Raw genomic sequence first — 20,477 nt, 5'->3', positions numbered from 1 at the left:
CTGCCAGTCTAGTCCCCGCCGCGCCGAGGCGCAGGCGTCGTCAGTCGCGCGGGCCGAAGAGGGCGGTGCCGATGCGCACGAGCGTGGCTCCTTCCGCGATGGCCACCTCGAAGTCGTCGCTCATGCCCATCGACAGCGTGTCGACCGACGCGTGGTCGCGCGCGAGCCGTTCGAACAGGACGCGGCAGCGCGCGAACGCAGGGCGCATCGCGTCCGGGTCGTCGCGCGGCGCGGGGATCGCCATCAGTCCGCGCAGCCGGAGGGCCGGCAGCCCGGCCACCGTGTCCGCCAACCCCGGAAGCGCATCCGCGGTGCATCCGGCCTTGCCCGGCTCGTCGTCCACGTTCACCTGCAGCAGCACGTCCAGGGGCGCATCCGCGCTGCGGTGGCGGGCGAGCGACGTGGCGATCTTCGGCCGGTCGATCGACTGGACCCAGTCGAAGGCGTCCGCGGCGTCGCGCGCCTTGTTGGACTGCAGGTGGCCGACAAGGTGCCACTCGACCGGGACCCCGGCCAGGGCGTCGCCGAGCGCCGCGCGCCGCGCGAGGGCCTCCTGGACGTAGTTGTCGCCGACCAGCACGTCCCGCCCGGCGGCGTGCAGGGCAAGCGCCAGTTCCGCGACCTCGGTCGCGGACCGGGTCTTGGCGACCGCCAACAATCGGGGGGCTGGCCGGCCCGCCGCGCGCGCGGCGTTATCAATCCGTTGCAGGACGCCGTGCAGCGCGGACCCAGGGTCCGGGCGGAGGGCTTGCGGTGGCGGCGGGGCGCTCATTTCCGGGCGCTATACTGCCCGCGGGGTCGCGCCGACGCCAACGGGCGTCGTGCCGCGGGGGCATCACAACGTCTCGGTGCGGGGGAGCACGCATGGACATCGCCGAACTTCTGGCGTTCTCGGTCAAGAACAAGGCTTCGGACCTGCATCTGTCCGCGGGCCTGCCGCCCATGATCCGGGTGGACGGCGACGTGCGCCGGATCAACATCCCGGCGCTGGACCACAAGCAGGTGCACGCGCTGGTCTACGACATCATGTCGGACAAGCAGCGGCGCGACTACGAGGAGTTCCTGGAGGTCGACTTCTCGTTCGAGATCCCGGGCCTGGCCCGGTTCCGCGTCAACGCGTTCAACCAGAACCGCGGCGCCGGCGCGGTCTTCCGGACGGTGCCCTCGGAGGTGCTGACCCTCGAGGACCTGGGTTGCCCGCGGGTGTTCAAGGAACTGATCGACCAGCCGCAGGGCCTGATCCTGGTCACCGGGCCGACCGGCTCGGGCAAGTCGACCACCCTGGCGGCGATGGTCGACCACATCAACAAGAACGAGTACGGGCACATCCTCACCATCGAGGACCCGATCGAGTTCGTGCACACCGCGCAGAAGTGCCTGATCAACCAGCGCGAGGTGCACCGCGACACCCACGGCTTCAACGAGGCGCTGCGCTCGGCGCTGCGCGAGGACCCGGACTACATCCTGGTCGGCGAGATGCGCGACATCGAGACCATCCGCCTGGCGCTGACCGCGGCGGAGACGGGCCACCTGGTGTTCGCGACGCTGCACACCTCCAGCGCCGCCAAGACCATCGACCGCATCATCGACGTGTTTCCCGCGGGCGAGAAGCCGATGGTGCGCTCGATGCTGTCCGAGTCGCTGCGCGCGGTGATCAGCCAGGCGCTGCTCAAGAAGGTGGGCGGCGGCCGCACCGCGGCGTGGGAGATCATGGTCGGCACGCCGGCCATCCGGAACCTGATCCGCGAGGACAAGGTCGCGCAGATGTACTCGGCGATCCAGACCGGCCAGAACGTCGGGATGATGACGCTCGACCAGCACCTGCAGGACCTGGTCAAGCGCGGCATGATCATGAAGCCCCAGGCGCGCGAGTACGCCAAGGACAAGCGCCTCTTCGAATGATTGCAGTCGGGGATCGGGCATCCTGCCCGACCCCGACGATCCGGTTCCGGTACATGCCCGGAACCGGCTCCGGATCCAGCCGCAAGCGACTGGATCCGGGCGGTGCATCCAGGCACCGCATGCCACCAGGCGGGCCGGGCCCGCGGAGAACGTCCTATGAGCAGCATCGACTTCACCTCGTTCCTCAAGCTGATGGCGCACCAGAAGGCGTCGGACCTGTTCATCACCGCGGGCATGCCGCCGTCCATGAAGGTCCACGGCAAGATCCAGCCGGTGACCCAGAACGCGCTGACGCCGCAGCAGGCGCGCGACCTGGTGCTCAACGTCATGACGCCGCCGCAGCGCGAGGAGTTCGAGAAGACCCACGAGTGCAACTTCGCGATCGGCGTGGCCGGCGTGGGTCGCTTCCGCGTGAGCTGCTTCTACCAGCGCAACCAGGTGGGCATGGTGCTGCGCCGGATCGAGACCAAGATCCCGACGGTCGAGGAACTCAACCTCCCGCCGATCATCAAGACGCTGGCGATGACCAAGCGCGGGATCATCATCTTCGTCGGCGCGACCGGCACCGGTAAATCCACCTCGCTCGCCGCGATGATCGGCTACCGCAACCAGAATTCCACCGGCCACATCATCACGATCGAGGACCCGATCGAGTTCGTGCACAAGCACGAGGGCTGCATCATCACCCAGCGCGAGGTCGGCATCGACACCGACAGCTGGGAGAACGCGCTCAAGAACACGCTGCGCCAGGCGCCGGACGTGATCATGATCGGCGAGGTGCGCACCCGGGAGGGCATGGACCACGCCATCGCCTTCGCCGAGACCGGCCACCTGGTGCTGTGCACCCTGCACGCCAACAACGCCAACCAGGCGATGGACCGCATCATCAACTTCTTCCCCGAGGACCGGCGCGGCCAGCTGCTGATGGACCTGTCGCTCAACCTCAAGGGCGTGGTCGCCCAACAGCTGATCCCCACGCCCGACGGCAAGGGGCGGCGCGTGGCGATGGAGATCCTGCTCGGCACGCCGCTGGTGCAGGACTACATCCGCGACGGCGAGATCCACAAGCTCAAGGAAGTGATGAAGGAATCCACCAACCTCGGCATGAAGACCTTCGACCAGAGCCTGTTCGAGCTGTACCAGGCCGGCGAGATCTCCTACGAGGACGCGCTGCGCTACGCCGACTCCGCCAACGAGGTGCGCCTGCGCATCAAGCTTGCCCAGGGCGGCGACGCCAAGACGCTGGCGCAGGGACTGGACGGCGTGGAGGTGGCGGAGGTCCGCTGACTTCGGCGCCTTTTCCGGAAAGAAGGAGGCCGGGCGGATGCCCGGCCTCTTCCGTTCCGGCCCTCCGCGTGGACTCAGTCCGCGTCGGGTGGATCCGCGGATGCCTCGCCCTCCGCTGCCGGATCGGCGCCATCGGTCGCCGCGTCCGCTCCGGCGCCATCCCCGGGCGCACTCGGATCGCCGGCATACGCCGCAAGGCCGAGCGTTTCCAGGCCCTGCTCGAAGCGGATGTCGATCGGGATGTCGGCCTGCTCCAGGCGCTTGAGATCCCCCGCAAGCTCCGGGCCGACGTTGCCCATCTGCTCGGTCAGCGCCACGGCGGCCGTGTAGTCGCCGTCGCCCTGGATCGTCAGCAGGCGGCCGCCCAGTTCGTTGGTGGCCTCGCGCATCTTCTCGAAGTCGACGCTGTAGCGGCCCGTCTCCGGATCGCGCACGAAGGCGCCGCGCTCGGCGAAGAAGTTGAATCGCACCATGTTCGCCTTGCCGTGGGCCGAGCCCGCGCCGAAGCGCACCGAGCGCATGATCCCGGCCAGGAACGTCACGTAGTTGTCCATCAGCCGGTCGCGGACGGCCGCCTCTTCAGGCGCGGTCCCGGAGTCGTCGTCCAGCAGCCCGCGACGCGCCAGCGAATCGACCATGTACAGCCCGAGGATGTCCGCCTTGCCCTCCTCGAAGCTCGACGCCTGGTCCTTGAGCGCGTCGGTCACCGTGCCCGAGCCGTCGAGCACCTTCTTGATGCCCAGGCCGTGCGCGACCTCGTGGAACATGGTGTTCTGGAAAAAGGCGTCGAAGGTGACGTGCTCGACCTGGTCCTGCGCGATCAGTTCGTTGGCGATCGGGACCATGATCCGGTCGAACTTCGCGCGCATGACGTTCTCGAGCTGCAGGCGCCGCGTGCCCTTGGCGAGCTGGACCTCCGGGTCGTTGGGCAGGTTGATGGCGATCGTCTTTCCGCCGACGTTCGCGTTGCCGCCGTAGTACACGACGGTGTACGCGTTGAGGTCGGCATCCGACCCCGGCGTCTCGGCGCGGTAGCGCGCGTCCACCGGAAGCCCTTCCTGGAGCTCGGGCAGGTAGCCGGCGTAGCGGGCCAGCCGCTCGCTCCAGTCCATGTCCTTGATCAGCACCAGGCCCTCGTACGCGGCCTTGTAGCCGAACAGCTGGTCGTCGTAGCTCTCGATCGGGCCGATCACGACGTCGACCGGGTTCGACTTCATGTCCATCCACGCCATGTCGCTGGGCTGGAAGTCGTCGTCCAGCAGCGCGTCGGCGCGCATGCGCAGGTAGTCGGCGAATTGCGCGTCGGCGCTGACGTCGGCCGCGGCGCGCAGGTGCCGCGCGGCACGCTGCAGGTCCTCCGCATAGGCCTCGTGGTACGGCACGGTGACGAGCTCGCCGGCGTCGTCCCGGCGCAGGAGCGTGTACCAGGACGTCTTGTCGTCCAGGTCCGCGGCCTCGAACTCCTCGCGGGTCATGTTCGGCGGGTAGAACATGCCGCCGGGCGGGCGCGGGCCGATGTCCTCGAGGATCGGCGTGTCCTCGTTGAGCCGGTCCCACGGGCCGAAGTTCCAGGTCACCAGGTCGCGGGTCGCCGCGTCCGGCGCGCTGGCGAGCAGCGCCTCGCGGTCGCCATCCCAGGACTGGCGCCAGTAGATGTCGTCCATCACCTGCGAGGCCTGCACCAGGTGGGCGATCATGCGCTTGCCGTCCTCGTCGAAGGCCGACAGGTCTGCGGTCAGCGGGACGACCGCGTAGTCGTTGGCGTGCTGCTGTGCGTACGACGCCGTGTCCGCGCCGGACGCGGGTTCCGGTGCCGCCTGCGAGGTCGCGGGCGCGTCCCGGTCGCAGGCCGCGAGCGCGAGGGTGGCGACCAGCGCGGCGAGCAGGGCGCGCGGTCGGACGGCGGCGGGTGGTCCTGGCTGGCGCATGGGGGCGCTCCCTCCTGAAGGAAGCGGCCATCCTACGCCCGGCGCGTGCAGCGTCCGTCGACGCCTGCGCGCTAGAATCCCCGCCATGTCGTCGGCCGACTTCCTCGCCAACCAGGTCCTGATCGCGTTGCCCGCGCTCGGCGACCCCCATTTCGCGCGCAGCGTCGCGCTGGTCTGCCAGCACGATGCGGACGGCGCCATGGGCGTGGTCGTCAACCGGCCGTCCGAATACAACCTCGGCGACGTCCTCAGCCAGATGGACATCCCCTGTCCCGACGCCGCGCTGTGCGCGCAACAGGTGCTGTCCGGCGGACCGGTCCACCCCGAGCGCGGCTTCGTGCTGCACGACGGCGGGCGCGACTGGGACTCGACGCTGCGCATCAGCGACGACCTGGCGGTGACCACCTCCCGCGACGTCCTGGAGGCGATCGCCGCCGGCACCGGGCCCGCGCACGCGATCGTCGCGCTCGGCTGCGCGGGATGGGGCGCCGGGCAGCTGGAACAGGAGCTGGTGGACAACAGCTGGCTGACCGCGCCGGTCGCCGCCGACCTCCTGTTCGACGTGCCGCTGGAGGCGCGGTGGCAGGACGCCGCCGGGCGCATCGGCGTGGACATGACGCGGGTCGCGGACTACAGCGGGCACGCATGAGCGAGGGCGCGCCCGGCCCCGGCCCCGAAGGGATCCGCCGCGACGGCACCGTGCTGGGCTTCGACGTCGGTGCACGCCGCATCGGCGTGGCGGTGGGCAGCGCCTTCGGCAGCGGTGCCCGCGCGCTGGCGGTCGTCGACGTGCACGGCGCGGGCCCGGACTGGGGCGCGATCGACCGGCTGCGGCGCGAGTGGCGCCCGGACGGCCTGGTCGTGGGCGACCCCATGACGCTGGAGGGCGGCGACCAGCCGATCCGGGATCGCGCGCGCGCGTTCGCGAAGGCACTGCGCGGACGCTATCGCCTGCCGGTGGTGATGGTCGACGAGCGGAGCAGTTCGATCGAGGCCGCCCACCGGTTCGCCGACGACCGTGCGCAGGGCCGTCGCCGGCGTCGCGACGCGGCGGCCCTCGACGCCATCGCCGCCGCGGTCATCGTCGAGCGATGGCTCGACGCCCCCGGCGACGCCACCGCGGTCGACTGACGCGCATGCACGCCCACCAACCGATGCCCATGACCGAACAACTCGACGCGCACGGCCGCCTCCGGCACCTCCTCACCCTGGACGGGCTGCCCAGGGACGTCCTCCTCCAGTTGCTCGACCGCGCCCAGTGGATGGCGGAGAACACCCGCGAGCCCGCGCTGCGCGCGCGACTGGCGGGGCAGGCCGTGTGCACCCTGTTCTTCGAGCCCTCCACGCGCACGCGCAGCAGCTTCCAGCTGGCCGGCATGCGCCTTGGCGCGGACGTGCTGTCGTTCGACGCCTCCACCTCCTCGACCAGCAAGGGCGAGAGCGCGATCGACACGCTGCGCACGCTCGAGGCGATGGGCGTGCGCGGATTCGTCGTCCGCCACCGCGAGGACGGGGCGGTGGCCGCGCTCGCCGCGGCGGCGGGCGACGGGACGCATCTGGTCAACGCGGGCGACGGCCGCAGCGCGCATCCGACGCAGGGCCTTCTGGACATGCTCACGCTGCGCCAGGCCAAGGGCGACGATTTCGGCGGCATGACCGTGCTGGTGGTCGGGGACATCCGCCATTCGCGCGTGGCGCGCAGCGACCTGCACGCGCTCCGCACCCTCGGCGCCGGCGAGATCCGCGTCTGCGGCCCCGCGTCCCTGCTCCCCGACGACGGCACGCTCGAAGGCTGCCGCCGTTTCGACGCGCTCGACGATGCGCTCCGCGGCGTCGATGCGGTGATGATGCTGCGCCTGCAGCGCGAGCGGATGGAGGAGGGCCTGGTCGGCTCGCTCGAGGCCTACCACCGGGACTACGGACTGACGGCGGAACGCCTCCGCCAGGCCGCGCCCGACGCGGTCGTGATGCATCCGGGTCCGATGAACCGCGGCGTGGAAATCGACGACGACGTGGCCGACGGCCCCCGGTCCCTCGTGCTTCGGCAGGTGGCGAACGGCGTGGCGGTGCGGATGGCGGTGCTGGAGGCCCTGCTGGGCTGATCAGCGCAGCAGCACCAGCGTCGCCAAGCCGAGGAAGCTCAGGAAACCCACCACGTCGGTGACCGTGGTCAGCACGACGCCGCCGGCGAGCGCCGGGTCCACCCGCATGCGCCGCAGCACCAGCGGCACGAGCACGCCGGCGAGGGCCGCGACGACCAGGTTGATCATCATCGCGCCCGCGATCACGCCGCCCAGCATCGCGTCCCCGAACCACAGCGCCGCCACCGTGCCCACGACCACGGCCCACGCCGCGCCGTTGAGCACGCCGACCGAGGCCTCCTTGGCCAGCAGCGCGCGCAGGTTGCCGGTGCCGACCTGGCCGAGCGCCAGGCCGCGGACCATCAGGGTGAGGGTCTGCGTGCCCGCGACGCCACCCATGCTGGCGACGATCGGCATCAGCACCGCCAGCGCCACGATCTGCGCCAGCGTGCCCTCGAACCGGCCGATCACCCACGAGGCGAGGAATGCCGTGGCCAGGTTGATCCCGAGCCAGACCGCGCGGCGGCGCGCGGCGCGCGGCACCGGGCTGAACAGGTCGTCGTCCTCGTCCAGGCCGGCGGCGCCCAGCGCCTGGTGCTCGGCCTGCTCGCGGATGATGTCGACGACGTCGTCGATGGTGATCCGCCCGAGCAGGAAATTGCCGTCGTCCACCACCGGGGCGGACACCCAGTCGTGGTCGGAGAACTGTCGTGCGACTTCCTCGGCGGATTCGTCGATGCGCAGCGCGGTCAGGCTGTCGTCGATCAGCCGGTTGATCGGCGTGGAGGGCTCGCTGGTGACCAGGTCCTGCAGCGCGACCCAGCCGAGCAGCTGGTGGCGCCGGCTCACCACGTACAGGTGGTCGGTGTGCTCGGGCAGCTCGCCGCGCAGCCGCAGGTACCTCAGGACGACGTCGACCGTGGTGTCCGAGCGCACCGTCACCACGTCCGGGTTCATCAGGCGGCCGGCGGTGTCCTCCGGGTAGGACAGCGCCTGCTCCAGCCGCTCGCGGTTCTCGCGGTCCATCGACTTGAGGACCTCGTCGATGACCGTGTCCGGCAGGTCCTCGACCAGGTCGGCGAGGTCGTCGATGTCCAGGTCCTCGACCGCCGCGACGATCTCGTCCGGGTCCATCTCCGCCAGCAGGCTCTCGCGGACCTCGTCGCCGACGTGGACCAGCACCTCGCCGTCGTCCTCCGCGTCGACCAGGCCCCACACGATCGTGCGCTTGGCCGGGGGCAGCGACTCGAGGAGGTTGCCGATCTCGGCCGGCGAGAGCGTGTTGACCAGCCGGCGGACCGGACCCAGGCGGCCGCTGTCCAGCGCGTCCGACAGCAGGCGCAGCTGGCGCGCGGTCTTGTCGTGGCGGACGGCATCGGCCATGCGGCGCTCCGGGCGGGCGAGCGCATCCGCAGGGACGGATGCGACCGGGTCAGGTGTTCATGGCGGGATTATCGCCCGCGTTTCCGCGCACTGGAACCGGTGGCGCCGTCGGCGGCGGGGGCGGGCGCGGTCGACCCGAGCCAGCGTTCGATCGCGCCGCGGTCACGGGCGCGCAGCAGGGCGGACGACCGCGTGGCCAGGCGGCCGAGGTCGAGCGAGCGGATCGCCTGGCGCATCTCCAGCATCGTCGACGGGTGCAGGCTGAACTCCCGCAGGCCCAGCGACAGGAGCAGCGGCACCAGGCGCGGGTCGCCGGCCATCTCGCCGCACACCGCCACCGGGCGCCCCCGGCGCGCGCCCGTCGCGATGACGTCGCGCAGCACGCGCAGCACCGCCGGGTGCAACGGCGAGTAGAGCTCGCCCAGCGCCTCGTTGTTGCGGTCGGCGGCGAGCATGTACTGGACCAGGTCGTTGGTGCCGATCGACAGGAAATCCACGAGGTCGATGAAGGCGGGCAGGGCCAGGGCGGCGGCCGGCACCTCGATCATGGCGCCGAGCGGCAGTCGCTCGGCGATCGCGTGTCCCCCGCCGCGCAGGTCGTCCGTCACGCGCTCGAGCAGGTCGCGCACCGCCAGCAACTGGCCGCGCTCGCCGACCATCGGCACGAGGATGCGCACCGGCCCGTAGCCGGACGCTCGGACGATCGCCCGCAGCTGGGTCTCGAGCAGGCCGGGCCTGGCGAGCGAAAGCCGCACGCCGCGCACGCCGAGTGCAGGATTGGGTTCGTTCGCCAGCGCAAGGCCCGTGCGGTCGGCCTTGTCGGCCCCGAGGTCCAGCGTCCGGATGGTGACCGTCCGGCCGGTCATGCCGAGCACCAGGTCGCGGTAGGCGCGGAACTGGGCCTCTTCGTCCGGGAGCGTGTCCCCCTCCAGGAACAGGAACTCGGTGCGGTACAGGCCGATGCCGGCCGCGCCCAGCGCGTGCGCCTCGGCGACGTCCTCGCGCGATTCGGCGTTCGCCCAGAGCTTCACGTCGACGCCGTCGAGCGTCACCGTCGGTTCGCGGCGAAGGCGGTTGAGCTGCTTGCGCTCGCGACGCAGCTCGCGCACGCGGCGCCGGTGGGCGCGAAGGTCGTCCGCGTCCGGCTCGACGACGACCGTGCCGGCCTCGCCGTCGACCGCCAGCACGTCGCCGTCGTTGACGTGCTGGAGCACGTGCGCGACACCGGTCACCAGTGGCAGGTGGAGACTGCGCGCGAGGATCGCGCTGTGGGACAGGGCGCTGCCGGTCGCGGTGACCACGGCGAGCACGCCCTGCGCCTGGAGCTGCGCGAGTTCCGCGGGCGCGACGGCGTCGGTGACCAGGATCTCGCCGGCCACGCCCTGCAACGCCGCGTCGCGGCGGTGGAGCGCCGCGTGGATGCGCCCCATGACCTGGTCGATGTCCTCCAGGCGGCTGCGCAGGTACGCATCGTCCATGCCCTCGAACACCGCCGCCAGCCGGTCGCGGTGCACGCGCAGCGCGTAGTCCGCGCCATAGCGGTGCTCGCGGACGAGGGTGTCGAGCCCCTGGAGCAGTTCCGGGTCGTCGAGCAGCAGCGCATGCAGGTCGAGGAACTCGCCGATCTCCTGCGCGAGCGCCCCGTGCAGTCGCTCGCGCAGGCCGTGCATCTCCTCGCGGACGCTGGCGATCGCCCCGTGCAGGCGCGCGATCTCGGCGTCGACGGCATCCCCCGGGATCGTCTGCTCGACGACGTCCAGCACGTGCGGCAGGCGCACGCGCGCGCTGCCCAGCGCGCTGCCCTTGGAGGCGCCCTGTCCGGCGAACGCCTGCCTCATGCGCGACCGCCCCGGGGCGCGGTGCCGCCCCGCATCAGGCGTCCTCGTCGAAGCGGCGTTCGAACAGGTCCGCGACCGCGTCCGCGGCGGGCAGCGCGTCCTCGCCCTCCACGCGCAACACGACGGTGCTGCCCTGGCCGGCGGCGAGAAGCATCACGCCCATGATGCTCTTGGCGTTCACCTCGCGGCCCTTGGCCGAGAGGGTCGCCTCGCACCGGTACCCGGACAGCACCTGCACGAGCTTCGCGGTGGCGCGCGCATGCAGGCCCAGCCGGTTGGCCACCTGGAGCTCGCGCTCCACGCAGGTGGTTTCAGGCGTCGTCATGGATCACTCCGTTGCGGGCGCCGGCCGCGGCGACCGGGGGCAGTTCGTCGAGTTCGAGTTCGGCGTAGTTCATCACCCGCAGCAGCATCGGCAGGCTGAGCGCCGCGACGCGGCGGACGGGCGTGCCGAGGCGCGAGAGCCGCGCGGCAAGGTTGCTGGGCGTCGCCCCGTACAGGTCGGTCAGCACCAGCACGCCCTGGCCGCCGTCCACCCGCCGCAGCGCCGCGCTGGCCTGCGGCAACAGGGCGTCCGGGTCCGCGTCGAACGGGATTTCCAGCGCCTCGGCGCGCAGCGGCAGCTGGCGCAGCAGGCGGGTGGCCACCGCGAGCATGGCCGGGCCGATGCCTTCGTGGGTGATGAGGAGGATGCCGACGGACATCCCGGAAACTTAGCAGAGCGCGGCGGAGTCGGGGAGCGGGCGCGGCTGCCTGCGGCGCGCATCGCGCCGGAGACGGCGGTCAGTCGAGCTCGCGATGGTGGGTCGCGACCTCGTCCCAGCCCGCGTCCCGGAAATGCGCGGCGAGGTGCTCGGCGAGATAGACCGAGCGGTGCCGGCCGCCGGTGCAGCCGAAGGCGACGGTCACGTAGCTGCGGGTATCGGACTGCAGCCGCGGCAGCCAGGTATCGAGGAAGCCGGCGACCTGCGCCACGTACCTGCGCACGTCCCCGTCGGCGTCGAGCGCCTCGCGGACCTCGGCGTCGCGCCCGGAGAGGGGACGCAGCCGCGCGTTCCAGTGCGGATTGGGCAACGCGCGCGCATCGAACACGAAGTCGGCTTCCGGCGGCACGCCGCGCTTGTAGGCGAAAGACTCGAACAGCAGCGACACCGCGGCGGCCTGGCCCAGGCCGAACTCGGTGATCACCTGGCGGCGCATCTGGTGGACGTTGAGGTCGCTGGTGTCGATGACCACGTCCGCCAGCTGGCGCAGCGGCTTGAGCACCTGGCGTTCCAGCGAGATCGCGTCGGCGAGCGACAGGCCGAGGTGGCTCAGGGGGTGGCGGCGCCGCGTGTCCGCGTAGCGCTTGAGCAGGACCTCGTCGCGCGTGTCGAAGAACACCAGGCGCGGATCCAGGCCCATCGCGCCGACCGCCGACAGCCATTCCGGGATGCTGGACAGGTCCGAGTGGCGGTTGCGCACGTCGATGCCGACCGCCAGCCGAGGCGCCGTCCCGTCGCCGCCGAGCGCGCCGCGGACGAATTGCGGCAACAGCTCCGCCGGCAGGTTGTCTACGCAGTAGAAGTCCAGGTCCTCGAGCGTGTTGAGGGCGACCGACTTGCCGGAGCCGGACAGGCCGCTCACCACGATGAGCGTGGGGGACTGCGCGGGGCGCGCGGGACCGGGGGATTCGCCGGGCATCATTCGCCGCCGCGCTCGAGGAAATGGCTGTGCCGCGCCATGAAGGCGGCGGCCGGGTCCACGCCCTTGGCGCGGAGGATGTGCGTGCGCGCGGCGGCCTCGGCCAGCACCGCGAGGTTGCGGCCGGGCATCACGGGCAGGGTGATCGTCGGCACGTCGAGGTCCAGCACGCGGCGCGCGCCGAGCTCCCCGGTCAACCGGCCGAGCCCGTCGCCGTCGCCACCGTTGCCCGCCGCGAGCGCGGGCTGCGTGAGGTGCACGATCAGGCGCAGGTACTTGTTCCGCTTGACCGCGGTGTCGCCGAACATCTCGCGGATGTCGAGCACGCCCAGGCCGCGCACCTCGAGCATGTCCTGCAGCATTTCCGGGCAGGTGCCGTCGAGCACGTCCGGCGCGATCTGGGTGAACTCCGGCGCGTCGTCGGCGACCAGCCGGTGCCCGCGGGTGATCAGCTCGAGCGCGAGCTCGCTCTTGCCGGCGCCCGCGTCGCCGGTGATGAGCACGCCGATCGAATAGATCTCCATGAAGACGCCATGGAGGGTGACGCGCGGCGCGAGCTTGCGCGCCAGGTGGTACTGCAGGTGGTTGAGCAGCTCGTGGCCGCGCCGCGGAGAGCCCCACAACGGCGTGTCGGATTCGTCCGCCGCCTCCACCAGGTCGGCGGGCGCGGGCTGGCCCTTGCTGATCACCAGTGCGAGCGGGCGGAACTGGATGATCTTCTCGATCGTTTCCCAGCGCTGGCGGGAGTCGAGCGTGTCGAGCCACGCCAGTTCCTCGGTGCCCAGGATCTGCACCTTGTTGGGATAGATCTTGTTGAGGTAACCGGCGAGCGACGGCCTGCGCGCCACCGTCTGCACGGCCTCCAGGACGCGGTGTTCGCCCTGCTGGCCGGCGATCCACCGCAACCCGAGCCGCTCGGACTGCTCGTCGAACAGTTCGCGGGCGCTGATCTGCGCGGTCACCGGGCGTCGCCCCCCGCGAGTCCCCCCGGCCCGAGCAGGGCCCGCCGAAGTGATTCGACGTCGCCGGCGGCCCGCAGCGCCTCGCGCAGCGCGGGCTCGGCGAAACGCTGCGCGAGTTCCGCAAGCAGTTGCAGGTGCTCCTGGGTGAAATGCCTGGGCACCGCCATCGCGAAGACGAGGTCCACGGGCTCACCGTCGCCGGCGCCGAAATCGACCGGGTCGGCGAGTCGCAGGAACGCGCCGCGCGCCTGTTCGAAGGCGTCCGTGCGGCCGTGGGGAATCGCGATGCCATGCCCGATCGCCGTGCTGCCGAGCCGCTCGCGGGCGCGCAGGCTGTCGCCGATCTGCGCCGTCGTGGCGGGCGCGGCGTCCGAGAGCAGGCGCGCGGCCGCGTCCAGCACGTCCTCGCGGTCCGCGGGCTCGACGAGGATGACGATCCTGTCGGCGGTAAGCAGGTCGGCGAGCGCCATCCCCCCGGGCCCGGTCAGCCGAACTCGCCGGTCCGGGCCACGCCTTCGCCCCGATGGTGGTCGACCATCTTTTCCTTGTGCTTCATCAGCAGGCGGTCGAGCTTGTCGGCGAGCAGGTCGATCGCGGCGTACATGTCCCGGCCGCTGGCGTCGGCGTGCAGGGTCCGGCCGGACAGGTTCACGGTGGCCTCGGCGCGATGGTCGGGCTTGTCGAGGCTGAGCTGGGTGCGGACGTCGAACGGATGGTCGAAGTGTCGCCCGAGGCGCGAGAGCTTGGACTCGACGTAGTCGCGCAGGGCGGGCGTGACCTCGATCTGCTGGCCGTGGGTCTCGATGCGCATGCGTCCTCCTGGCTCGCGAACGGGCGACCAGCATATCCCGCCCGGCCGTGCCGCGCGGCCGTTCAGATCCTCAGGCGGTCCTGCGAGGAGGGCAGCCCGATCGCCTCCCGGTACTTCGCGACGGTGCGGCGGGCGACCGGCACGCCGGCGGCCTTGAGCGCGTCCGCGAGGCGTGCGTCCGAAAGCGGCTTCCGCGGGTCCTCGTGCTCGACCAGGCGCCGGATCATCGCCTGGATCGCGGTACTCGAGGATTCCTCGCCCGAGTGGCCGACGCCGGAGGCGAAGAACGCGCGCAGCGGGATCGTGCCCCGGGGCGTGCGGACGAACTTGCGCGCCACGGCACGCGAGATCGTCGATTCGTGCAGGCCGACCTCGGCGGCGACCTCCCGGAGCGTGAGGGGCCGCAGTGCCTGCTCGCCGAACTCGAGGAAGGCGGACTGCTGCCGCACGAGGCATCGCACGACCCGGACCAGCGTGTGCGCGCGGGCCTCCAGGCTGCGCAGCAGCCAGCGCGCTTCCTGCAGGCGGCCCTTGAGGTAGGTCGCGTCCGCCTCGCTGGCCGAACCGGCCATGGCTTCGTAACCCCGGTGGATCGCGACGCGCGGCCGCGCGTCGGACGACAGCGCGATGCGCCACGTGCCGCCCTGGCGCCACACGACCACGTCGGGGACGACGTAGGTATCGGTCGGCAGCGCCGACAGGGCCGCGCCCGGGCGGGGCTCCAGGCTCCGCAGCAGCGCCACCGCGGCCTCGACCTCCGCCGCCGGCAGGCGCAGCGACGCGGCCAGGCCGCCGACCCCCGACTTCGGCAATTGCTCGAGTGGCCCGGACGCGATGCGCGCGGCGAGTTCGAGGTGCGGGGTGTCGGCCGGGAGGACCGCCAGCTGCAGCCGGAGGCACTCGCCGAGGTCGCGCGCGCCGACGCCCGGCGGGTCGAAGGACTGGATGCAGCGCAGCACCGCGACCACTTCCGGTTCGGCCACGCCCTCGTCCGCGAGCATGCGCGCGACCGCGTCCACCGGCTCGCGCAGGTAGCCGTCGTCGTCGATCGCCTCGACCAGCGCGGCGCCGATGGCGCGGTCCCGCGGCGACAGGTGCGAGAGGTGCAGCTGCCAGAGCAGGTGGTCGTGCAGGTCGTCGTCGGGGGCCGCCTGCTCAGGCGAGAAGTCGTCGTCCGACACGTCCGCGGGACCGAGCCGGGGTTGCCATGCATCCCCGTCCTCGAGCCGCCACTCGCCGTCCGGCGGGGCCGGGTCGGCGCCGTTCGCGCCCGGGTCGCCTTGGCCGTCGTGTCCCGTGCGACGGTCCACCGCGAGCCCGTCCACCGTGACCGCCTGGCCGGGTTCGACCCAGTCGAGCAGGGGGTTGGTCTCCACGGCCTCGGTCAGTTCCGCCTCGAGTTCCGCCGTCGACAGCTGCAGCAGGCGGATCGCCTGCTGCAATTGGGGGGTCATGACCAGCTGTTGGCCGAGGGTGGCCTGCAGGCGGGGCTTCATGTCGGATGAGTACGCGAGCGGAGGGGGTCCCCGGCCGCCCGGCTGGACGCCCGGCCCCGCACCGCGCCCTGGCGCGGTCCTACAGCCGGAACGCTTCGCCCAGGTACACGCGGCGCACGTCGGGATTGGCCAGCAGCGCCTCGGGAGCCCCCTGCGCCAAGACACCGCCTTCGTTGAGGATATACGCGCGGTCGCAGATACCCAAGGTCTCGCGGACGTTGTGGTCGGTGATCAGCACGCCGATCCCGCGGTCCTTGAGGTGCTGGACGATGCGCTGGATCTCGCCGACGGAAATCGGATCCACGCCGGCGAACGGCTCGTCGAGCAGCATCAGCCGGGGATTGGCCGCGAGCGCGCGCGCGATCTCGACGCGGCGGCGCTCGCCGCCGGACAGGCTGGCGCCGTGCTGGTCGGCCACGTGGGCGACCTGGAGTTCGTCCAGCAGCTTGGCCAGTTCCCGCTCCCGGCCTTGTGCATCCAGGTCCTCGCGCAGTTCGAGGACGAGGCGGATGTTGTCGGCCACGCTCAACTTGCGGAACACCGAGGGTTCCTGTGGCAGGTAGCCCACGCCGAGCCGGGCGCGCACGTACATCGGCTCGGAGGTGATGTCGCGGCCGTCCAGCACGATCGCGCCCGCGTCCGCCGGCACGAGCCCGACGATCATGTAGAAGCAGGTCGTCTTGCCGGCGCCGTTGGGGCCCAGCAGGCCCACGACCTCCCCGGCCGCGAGCGTGAGGCCGAAGTCGTGCACCACTTCGCGCGCGCGATAGCGCTTGCGCAGCCCCTCGGCGACGAGCATCAGCCTTCGTCCCCGCTGGTCGCCGGTTCGTCGGCCTCGGTGCCGGACGTGTCGCCGCCGGTGTTGCGTGGCAGGATCCGCATGCGCACGCGCCCGTTGCCCTCGCCACCGCTCTCCACCCGGCCGGTGCGCAGGTTGTAGACGATGCGCTCGCCGCCCATCGTGCCGCGCGGCTGCTCGATGCGGACGTTGCCGGTGAACACCACGACCTCCGTGCGGAGGTTGTAGTCGACCTTGGTCGCGCGCGCGGTCATCGGCGTGCCGTCGTCCATCTGCTGGGAGAGCGTCACCGGGCTGCCGGTGAGCACCGCGCGCGTCGGATCGCCGCCGACGAGCGTGATCTCGGCGCGCGCCGCGTCGATGTCGAGCGTGCCCTGTCGGATGTTCACGCCGCCGGAGAGCACGTTGACCGCGTCGCTGTCGAACGAGCCGGACTGCGCGCCGGCATCGATCTCCATGGCCTTGTTGCGGTCGGAGGAGCGCGCCTGCGCGCCGTCCAGCGGGACGGCCAGCGCGAACAGGACGACGAGTGCGACGGTCAACCTAGCGGGATGGGACATAACGGGACTCCACGTCGGCAAGCAGGGCATAGCGTCGGGTCGCGAGGTCGACTTCCAGTCCGCGACCCCGGATGGTCGTGCGCCCGTCCACGATCCGCACGCGCGCGTCGGTCCGGGCCTTGTCGGTGCGCGGGAACACGGTCAGCCGGTCGGTCTCCAGCGTGGCCGGTCCGCCGCCCGAGCCGGGCCCTTCCGCGCGCACCTCGCGCTTGAGGCGCACCTCGTCGCCCCCCGGACTGACCCAGCCTTCGCGCGCGGTCATGCGCCAGCGCGCCCCGCCGCCCGCTTGCGCGGGGAACAGGAAGACCGGCGCGGTGAGTTCGAGCGCTTCGCCGGCGGGCAGTCGCTGGAGCTCTGGCGCCCGGAGGGTGAAGGCCTCCTTGCCGGCGTCGTCGAGGACGAGCAGTTCGAAATCGTAGAGCGTATAGGCCGAACGCCCGCTGGACGGCCCCGCCTGCGGTTCAGGTGCGCGTTGGCGGATGACGGCCCAGCCGGACGCGATCGCGGCCGCCAGCAGCACCATCCCGAGCACGCCGCGCCAGCCCATCATGCGCCCGCCCCGGCGCCGCACGCGCCGTCGAGGATGGCCTGGGTGCGCCCCTGCGCGGCGAGCACGAGATCGCAAAGTTCGCGGACCGCGCCTCGACCGGCGCGGGCCTGGGTGCGCCAGTGGACGCGCTCGCGGATCCAGGCGTGCGCGTCCCCCGGCGCGACCGCGAATCCCACGTGGCCGAGCACGCCCAGGTCCGCCAGGTCGTCGCCCATGAACGCGGTTTCACCGAGCGTGACGCCCAGGCGGCCGGCGATGTCCCGGACGCAGGCGAGCTTGTCCCGGACCTCGGCATGCACCTCGGCGCCGAGTTCCGCGCCGCGGCGCGCGGCAATGCCGCCGGGCCGCGCCGTCACGAATGCGAGCGCGATGCCCTCGCGCCGGAGGAGGGCGAGGCCCTGGCCGTCCTGGACGTGGAAGGCCTTCATCTCCCGACCGTCGGCATCGAAGTAGAGGCGGCCGTCGGTCAGCGTCCCGTCCACGTCGAAGCAGGCCAGCCGCACGCGCGAGGCGCGCTCGCGGACGTCCGCGGGGTAGTCGTCGTGGTGGTCGTAGGACATGGGCGGCGATTCGCGGGGGCGGCCTTTAGACCACCCGGGCTCGCAACAGGTCGTGAATGTTGAGCGCGCCGACCACGCGCCGATCGCCGTCCACCACCAGCAGTGCGTTGATCTTGTGCGCCTCCATCAGGCGGGCGGCCTCGACCGCGAGCGCGCCCGCGTCGATCGTGCGCGGGTCGCGCGTCATGACCTCGCCCACGCGGGTCGCGCGCAGGTCGACCGTCGTGTCGTCGAGGGTGCGGCGCAGGTCGCCGTCCGTGTACAGGCCGAGCAGGCGCCCGTCGCCGTCGACGACCGCGGTCATGCCCAGGCGCTTGCGGCTCATCTCCACCAGCGCCTCGCTGAGCGTGGCGTCCGCGCCCACGGCCGGGATCCCGTCGCCGGCATGCATCACGTCGGTGATGTGCAGCAGCAGGCGCCGGCCCAGCGCACCCGCGGGATGGGACCGCGCGAAGTCGTCGGCGGTGAAGCCGCGCGCCTCGAGCAGGGCGACCGCGAGCGCGTCGCCCATGGCCAGCGACGCGGTGGTGCTGGCGGTCGGCGCCAGGTCGAGCGGGCAGGCCTCGGCGGGGACGCTGACGTCCAGGTGCACGTCCGCTTCGCGCGCCAGCGAGGAGCCGGGGCGGCCGGTCATGGCGACAAGCACGTTGCCCTGGCGCCGCAACACGGGGAGCAGCAACAGGATCTCGTCGCTCTCACCCGAATACGAAAGCGCAAGGACCATGTCGGCGTCGGTGACCATGCCCAGGTCGCCGTGGGCCGCTTCGCCGGGGTGGACGTAGAAGGCGGGCGTGCCGGTCGAAGCGAGCGTGGCGGCGATCTTCCGCGCGACGTGCCCGGACTTGCCCATGCCGATGCACACGACGCGGCCGCGGCAGGCCAGCATGTGCCGGCACGCCGCGGAGAAGGCGCCGTCGAGTCGACCGGACAGGGCCTGAAGGCCCCGGGTCTCGATGTCGAGCACGCGTCGTCCGCTGGCCGCGAAGTCGCGGCCGGCCCCCGCGTCGTCCGCGTCGCTGCCTTGGCGTCGGGCCGCATCCGGCGTCATGCGCGAAGGTCCATCCGTTAGACTGGCCCGCCATTCTAGGCGGCTTTGCCCGCCGGCGTCCCGGCGCCGTCCCCATGATGAATCCCGACACGATCCGCGAACTCATCGAGGCCGGCCTGCCCGGCGCCCGCGCCACGGTCCAGGGCGACGACGGCGTCCATTTCGAGGCCACCGTGGTCTGCGACGCCTTCGCCGGCAAGCTGCCGCTGGCGCGCCACCGGATGGTCTACGCCACGCTCGGCGACCGGATGGGCGGCGAGATCCATGCGCTGTCCCTGCGCACCGTCACGCCCGCCGAGGCGGCGGCCTGATGCAGAAGATCCTGGTCGAGGGCGGCGCCCGGCTGGCGGGCGAGGTCCGCATCTCCGGCGCCAAGAACGCGGTCCTGCCGATCCTGTGCGCGACCCTGCTGGCCGACGGGCCGGTCGAGATCGGCAACGTGCCGAACCTCTACGACGTCAAGACGACCCTGCGCGTGCTCGCGGAGCTGGGCGCGGCGATCACGATGGACGACGCCTTCGACCTGTCGATCGACCCGCGCAGCGTGCACAGCCATGTCGCGCCGTACGAGCTGGTCAGGACGATGCGCGCGTCGGTGCTGGTGCTCGGACCGCTGCTGGCGAAGTTCGGCGCGGCCGAGGTCTCGCTGCCGGGCGGCTGCGCCATCGGCTCGCGCCCGGTCGACCAGCACATCAAGGGCCTGCGTGCGCTCGGCGCGGAGATCGTGGTCGAGAACGGCTACATCAAGGCACGTGGGGACCGGCTGCGCGGCGCGCGCTTCGTGTTCGACATGGTCAGCGTCGGCGCGACCGAGAACGTGCTGATGGCCGCGGCGCTCGCCGAGGGCCGCACGGTGCTCGAGAACGCGGCGATGGAGCCCGAGATCGTCGACCTCGCCGACTGCCTCAACGCGCTGGGCGCCAACGTGCAGGGCGCCGGGTCCAACAAGATCGTGGTCGAGGGCGTGGAGCGGCTGCATGGCGGCACCCATTCGGTGCTGCCCGACCGGATCGAGACCGGCACCTTCCTGGTCGCCGCCGCCATGACCGGCGGCCGCGTCACCACCACGCACGCGCGTCCCGAGACGCTCGACGCGGTGCTCGACAAGCTGCGCGAGGCCGGCGCCGAACTCGATTGCACGGAAGACAGCATCACCCTGGACATGCATGGCCGCCGTCCGCGCGCGGTCGACGTCACCACCGCGCCGCACCCGGGCTTCCCGACCGACATGCAGGCGCAGTTCATGGCGATGGACTGCGTCGCCGAGGGGGTGGGCGTGATCAACGAGACGATCTTCGAGAACCGCTTCATGCACGTGCAGGAGCTGCAGCGGCTGGGCGCCGACATCCGTGTCGACGGGCCGACGGCGGTCGTGCGCGGCGTGGCGAAGCTGGGCGGCGCGCCGGTGATGGCGACCGACCTGCGGGCGTCGGCGTCGCTGATCCTGGCCGGGCTGGTCGCCGAGGGCGAGACCACGGTCGATCGCATCTACCACCTCGACCGCGGCTACGAGGACATCGAGGGCAAGCTCTCGAAGCTGGGCGCCCGGATCCGACGGGTGGATTGATCCGGTCCGGCCGGCGCCGCGA

23 protein-coding genes are annotated in these 20,477 nt (G+C 72.0%); 7 read left to right on the top strand and 16 right to left on the bottom strand.

Annotation, left to right across the window (positions count from 1 at the left end; translation table 11 throughout):
- Positions 1-40 precede the first annotated feature (40 nt).
- Positions 41-772: a YggS family pyridoxal phosphate-dependent enzyme gene (locus ACYU7H_RS03220; RefSeq protein ID WP_460812438.1), complete on the bottom strand. Its 732-nt coding sequence runs from the start codon at positions 770-772 to the stop codon at positions 41-43.
- 92 nt (positions 773-864) lie between these two features.
- Here ACYU7H_RS03220 and ACYU7H_RS03215 point away from each other — a divergent pair, with 92 nt between their 5' ends.
- Together ACYU7H_RS03215 and ACYU7H_RS03210 are read left to right on the top strand one after the other, a co-directional pair.
- Positions 865-1,902: a type IV pilus twitching motility protein PilT gene (locus ACYU7H_RS03215; protein ID WP_460812436.1), complete on the top strand. Its 1,038-nt coding sequence runs from the start codon at positions 865-867 to the stop codon at positions 1,900-1,902.
- 156 nt (positions 1,903-2,058) lie between these two features.
- On the top strand, positions 2,059-3,189 hold the full coding sequence (locus tag ACYU7H_RS03210) for a PilT/PilU family type 4a pilus ATPase (protein ID WP_460812434.1): 1,131 nt from the start codon (positions 2,059-2,061) through the stop codon (positions 3,187-3,189).
- 74 nt (positions 3,190-3,263) lie between these two features.
- Here ACYU7H_RS03210 and ACYU7H_RS03205 read toward each other — a convergent pair whose 3' ends face one another.
- Positions 3,264-5,117 carry a dipeptidyl-peptidase 3 family protein gene (locus tag ACYU7H_RS03205; protein WP_460812432.1) on the bottom strand — a complete coding sequence of 618 codons (1,854 nt, stop codon included), beginning with the start codon at positions 5,115-5,117 and terminating at the stop codon, positions 3,264-3,266.
- Positions 5,118-5,202: 85 nt separating this feature from the next.
- On the opposite strand from ACYU7H_RS03205, the gene ACYU7H_RS03200 reads away from it, so the two are divergent.
- Genes ACYU7H_RS03200 through ACYU7H_RS03190 form a run of 3 tightly spaced genes read left to right on the top strand, consistent with a single transcriptional unit; the run spans position 5,203 to position 7,219 of the window.
- On the top strand, positions 5,203-5,766 hold the full coding sequence (locus ACYU7H_RS03200; protein WP_460812430.1) for a YqgE/AlgH family protein: 564 nt from the start codon (positions 5,203-5,205) through the stop codon (positions 5,764-5,766).
- Complete coding sequence (ruvX, locus tag ACYU7H_RS03195) at positions 5,763-6,248, top strand: Holliday junction resolvase RuvX (protein ID WP_460812428.1); 486 nt, start codon at positions 5,763-5,765, stop codon at positions 6,246-6,248. The genes ACYU7H_RS03200 and ruvX overlap by 4 nt, the downstream gene beginning before the upstream one ends.
- A 29-nt stretch (positions 6,249-6,277) precedes the next feature.
- A complete protein-coding gene (locus ACYU7H_RS03190; RefSeq protein WP_460812426.1) occupies positions 6,278-7,219 on the top strand; it encodes an aspartate carbamoyltransferase catalytic subunit in 942 nt (313 codons plus the stop codon).
- Here the strand turns inward: ACYU7H_RS03190 and mgtE are convergent, their stop codons facing one another.
- The 14 genes from mgtE to ACYU7H_RS03120 all read right to left on the bottom strand — a co-directional run bounded on the left by mgtE (position 7,220) and on the right by ACYU7H_RS03120 (position 18,888).
- A complete protein-coding gene (gene mgtE, locus ACYU7H_RS03185) occupies positions 7,220-8,581 on the bottom strand; it encodes a magnesium transporter (protein WP_460812424.1) in 1,362 nt (453 codons plus the stop codon).
- Positions 8,582-8,649: 68 nt separating this feature from the next.
- Positions 8,650-10,419, bottom strand: coding sequence for a phosphoenolpyruvate--protein phosphotransferase (gene ptsP / locus ACYU7H_RS03180; RefSeq protein WP_460812422.1), 1,770 nt, complete (start codon positions 10,417-10,419; stop codon positions 8,650-8,652).
- A 34-nt stretch (positions 10,420-10,453) separates the two neighbouring features.
- Complete coding sequence (locus ACYU7H_RS03175) at positions 10,454-10,744, bottom strand: HPr family phosphocarrier protein (protein ID WP_460812420.1); 291 nt, start codon at positions 10,742-10,744, stop codon at positions 10,454-10,456.
- On the bottom strand, positions 10,731-11,123 hold the full coding sequence (locus tag ACYU7H_RS03170; RefSeq protein ID WP_460812418.1) for a PTS sugar transporter subunit IIA: 393 nt from the start codon (positions 11,121-11,123) through the stop codon (positions 10,731-10,733). The genes ACYU7H_RS03175 and ACYU7H_RS03170 overlap by 14 nt, the downstream gene beginning before the upstream one ends.
- 79 nt (positions 11,124-11,202) lie before the next feature.
- Entirely contained in the window at positions 11,203-12,102 is a 900-nt protein-coding gene (gene rapZ, locus ACYU7H_RS03165) for an RNase adapter RapZ (RefSeq protein ID WP_460812416.1), read from the bottom strand.
- Positions 12,102-13,064 carry an HPr(Ser) kinase/phosphatase gene (hprK, locus tag ACYU7H_RS03160; RefSeq protein WP_460812414.1) on the bottom strand — a complete coding sequence of 321 codons (963 nt, stop codon included), beginning with the start codon at positions 13,062-13,064 and terminating at the stop codon, positions 12,102-12,104. The genes rapZ and hprK overlap by 1 nt, the downstream gene beginning before the upstream one ends.
- Entirely contained in the window at positions 13,061-13,534 is a 474-nt protein-coding gene (locus ACYU7H_RS03155; protein ID WP_460812412.1) for a PTS sugar transporter subunit IIA, read from the bottom strand. The genes hprK and ACYU7H_RS03155 overlap by 4 nt, the downstream gene beginning before the upstream one ends.
- 14 nt (positions 13,535-13,548) lie before the next feature.
- Positions 13,549-13,875, bottom strand: coding sequence for a ribosome hibernation-promoting factor, HPF/YfiA family (gene hpf / locus ACYU7H_RS03150; RefSeq protein ID WP_460812410.1), 327 nt, complete (start codon positions 13,873-13,875; stop codon positions 13,549-13,551).
- Positions 13,876-13,937: 62 nt separating this feature from the next.
- Positions 13,938-15,371 carry an RNA polymerase factor sigma-54 gene (locus tag ACYU7H_RS03145; RefSeq protein ID WP_460812408.1) on the bottom strand — a complete coding sequence of 478 codons (1,434 nt, stop codon included), beginning with the start codon at positions 15,369-15,371 and terminating at the stop codon, positions 13,938-13,940.
- Between the two features lie 79 nt (positions 15,372-15,450).
- Positions 15,451-16,170, bottom strand: a complete 720-nt coding sequence (lptB, locus tag ACYU7H_RS03140) for an LPS export ABC transporter ATP-binding protein (RefSeq protein WP_460812406.1) — start codon at positions 16,168-16,170, stop codon at positions 15,451-15,453.
- Positions 16,170-16,712, bottom strand: coding sequence for a lipopolysaccharide transport periplasmic protein LptA (gene lptA, locus ACYU7H_RS03135; RefSeq protein ID WP_460812405.1), 543 nt, complete (start codon positions 16,710-16,712; stop codon positions 16,170-16,172). Before lptA ends, lptB begins: the two co-directional genes overlap by 1 nt.
- A gap of 1 nt (position 16,713) precedes the next feature.
- The gene (lptC, locus tag ACYU7H_RS03130) at positions 16,714-17,280 is read right to left on the bottom strand and encodes an LPS export ABC transporter periplasmic protein LptC (protein ID WP_460812403.1); all 567 of its coding nucleotides are present in this window, start codon (positions 17,278-17,280) and stop codon (positions 16,714-16,716) included.
- Entirely contained in the window at positions 17,277-17,840 is a 564-nt protein-coding gene (locus ACYU7H_RS03125) for a KdsC family phosphatase (RefSeq protein ID WP_460812402.1), read from the bottom strand. The genes lptC and ACYU7H_RS03125 overlap by 4 nt, the downstream gene beginning before the upstream one ends.
- Positions 17,841-17,865: 25 nt before the next feature.
- On the bottom strand, positions 17,866-18,888 hold the full coding sequence (locus ACYU7H_RS03120; protein ID WP_460812401.1) for a KpsF/GutQ family sugar-phosphate isomerase: 1,023 nt from the start codon (positions 18,886-18,888) through the stop codon (positions 17,866-17,868).
- A 77-nt stretch (positions 18,889-18,965) separates the two neighbouring features.
- Between ACYU7H_RS03120 and ACYU7H_RS03115 the strand changes: the two genes are divergently transcribed.
- Positions 18,966-19,199 (top strand): BolA family protein, encoded by a 234-nt coding sequence (locus ACYU7H_RS03115; protein WP_460813045.1) that lies wholly within the window; start codon positions 18,966-18,968, stop codon positions 19,197-19,199.
- Positions 19,199-20,455 (top strand): UDP-N-acetylglucosamine 1-carboxyvinyltransferase, encoded by a 1,257-nt coding sequence (gene murA, locus ACYU7H_RS03110; protein ID WP_460812399.1) that lies wholly within the window; start codon positions 19,199-19,201, stop codon positions 20,453-20,455. The genes ACYU7H_RS03115 and murA overlap by 1 nt, the downstream gene beginning before the upstream one ends.
- Positions 20,456-20,477: the final 22 nt, after the last annotated feature.

The organism is Luteimonas pelagia, assembly GCF_054776035.1.
The sequence above is the reverse complement of the archived record's forward strand: the minus strand, read 5'-3'. Positions and strand labels throughout refer to the sequence as shown.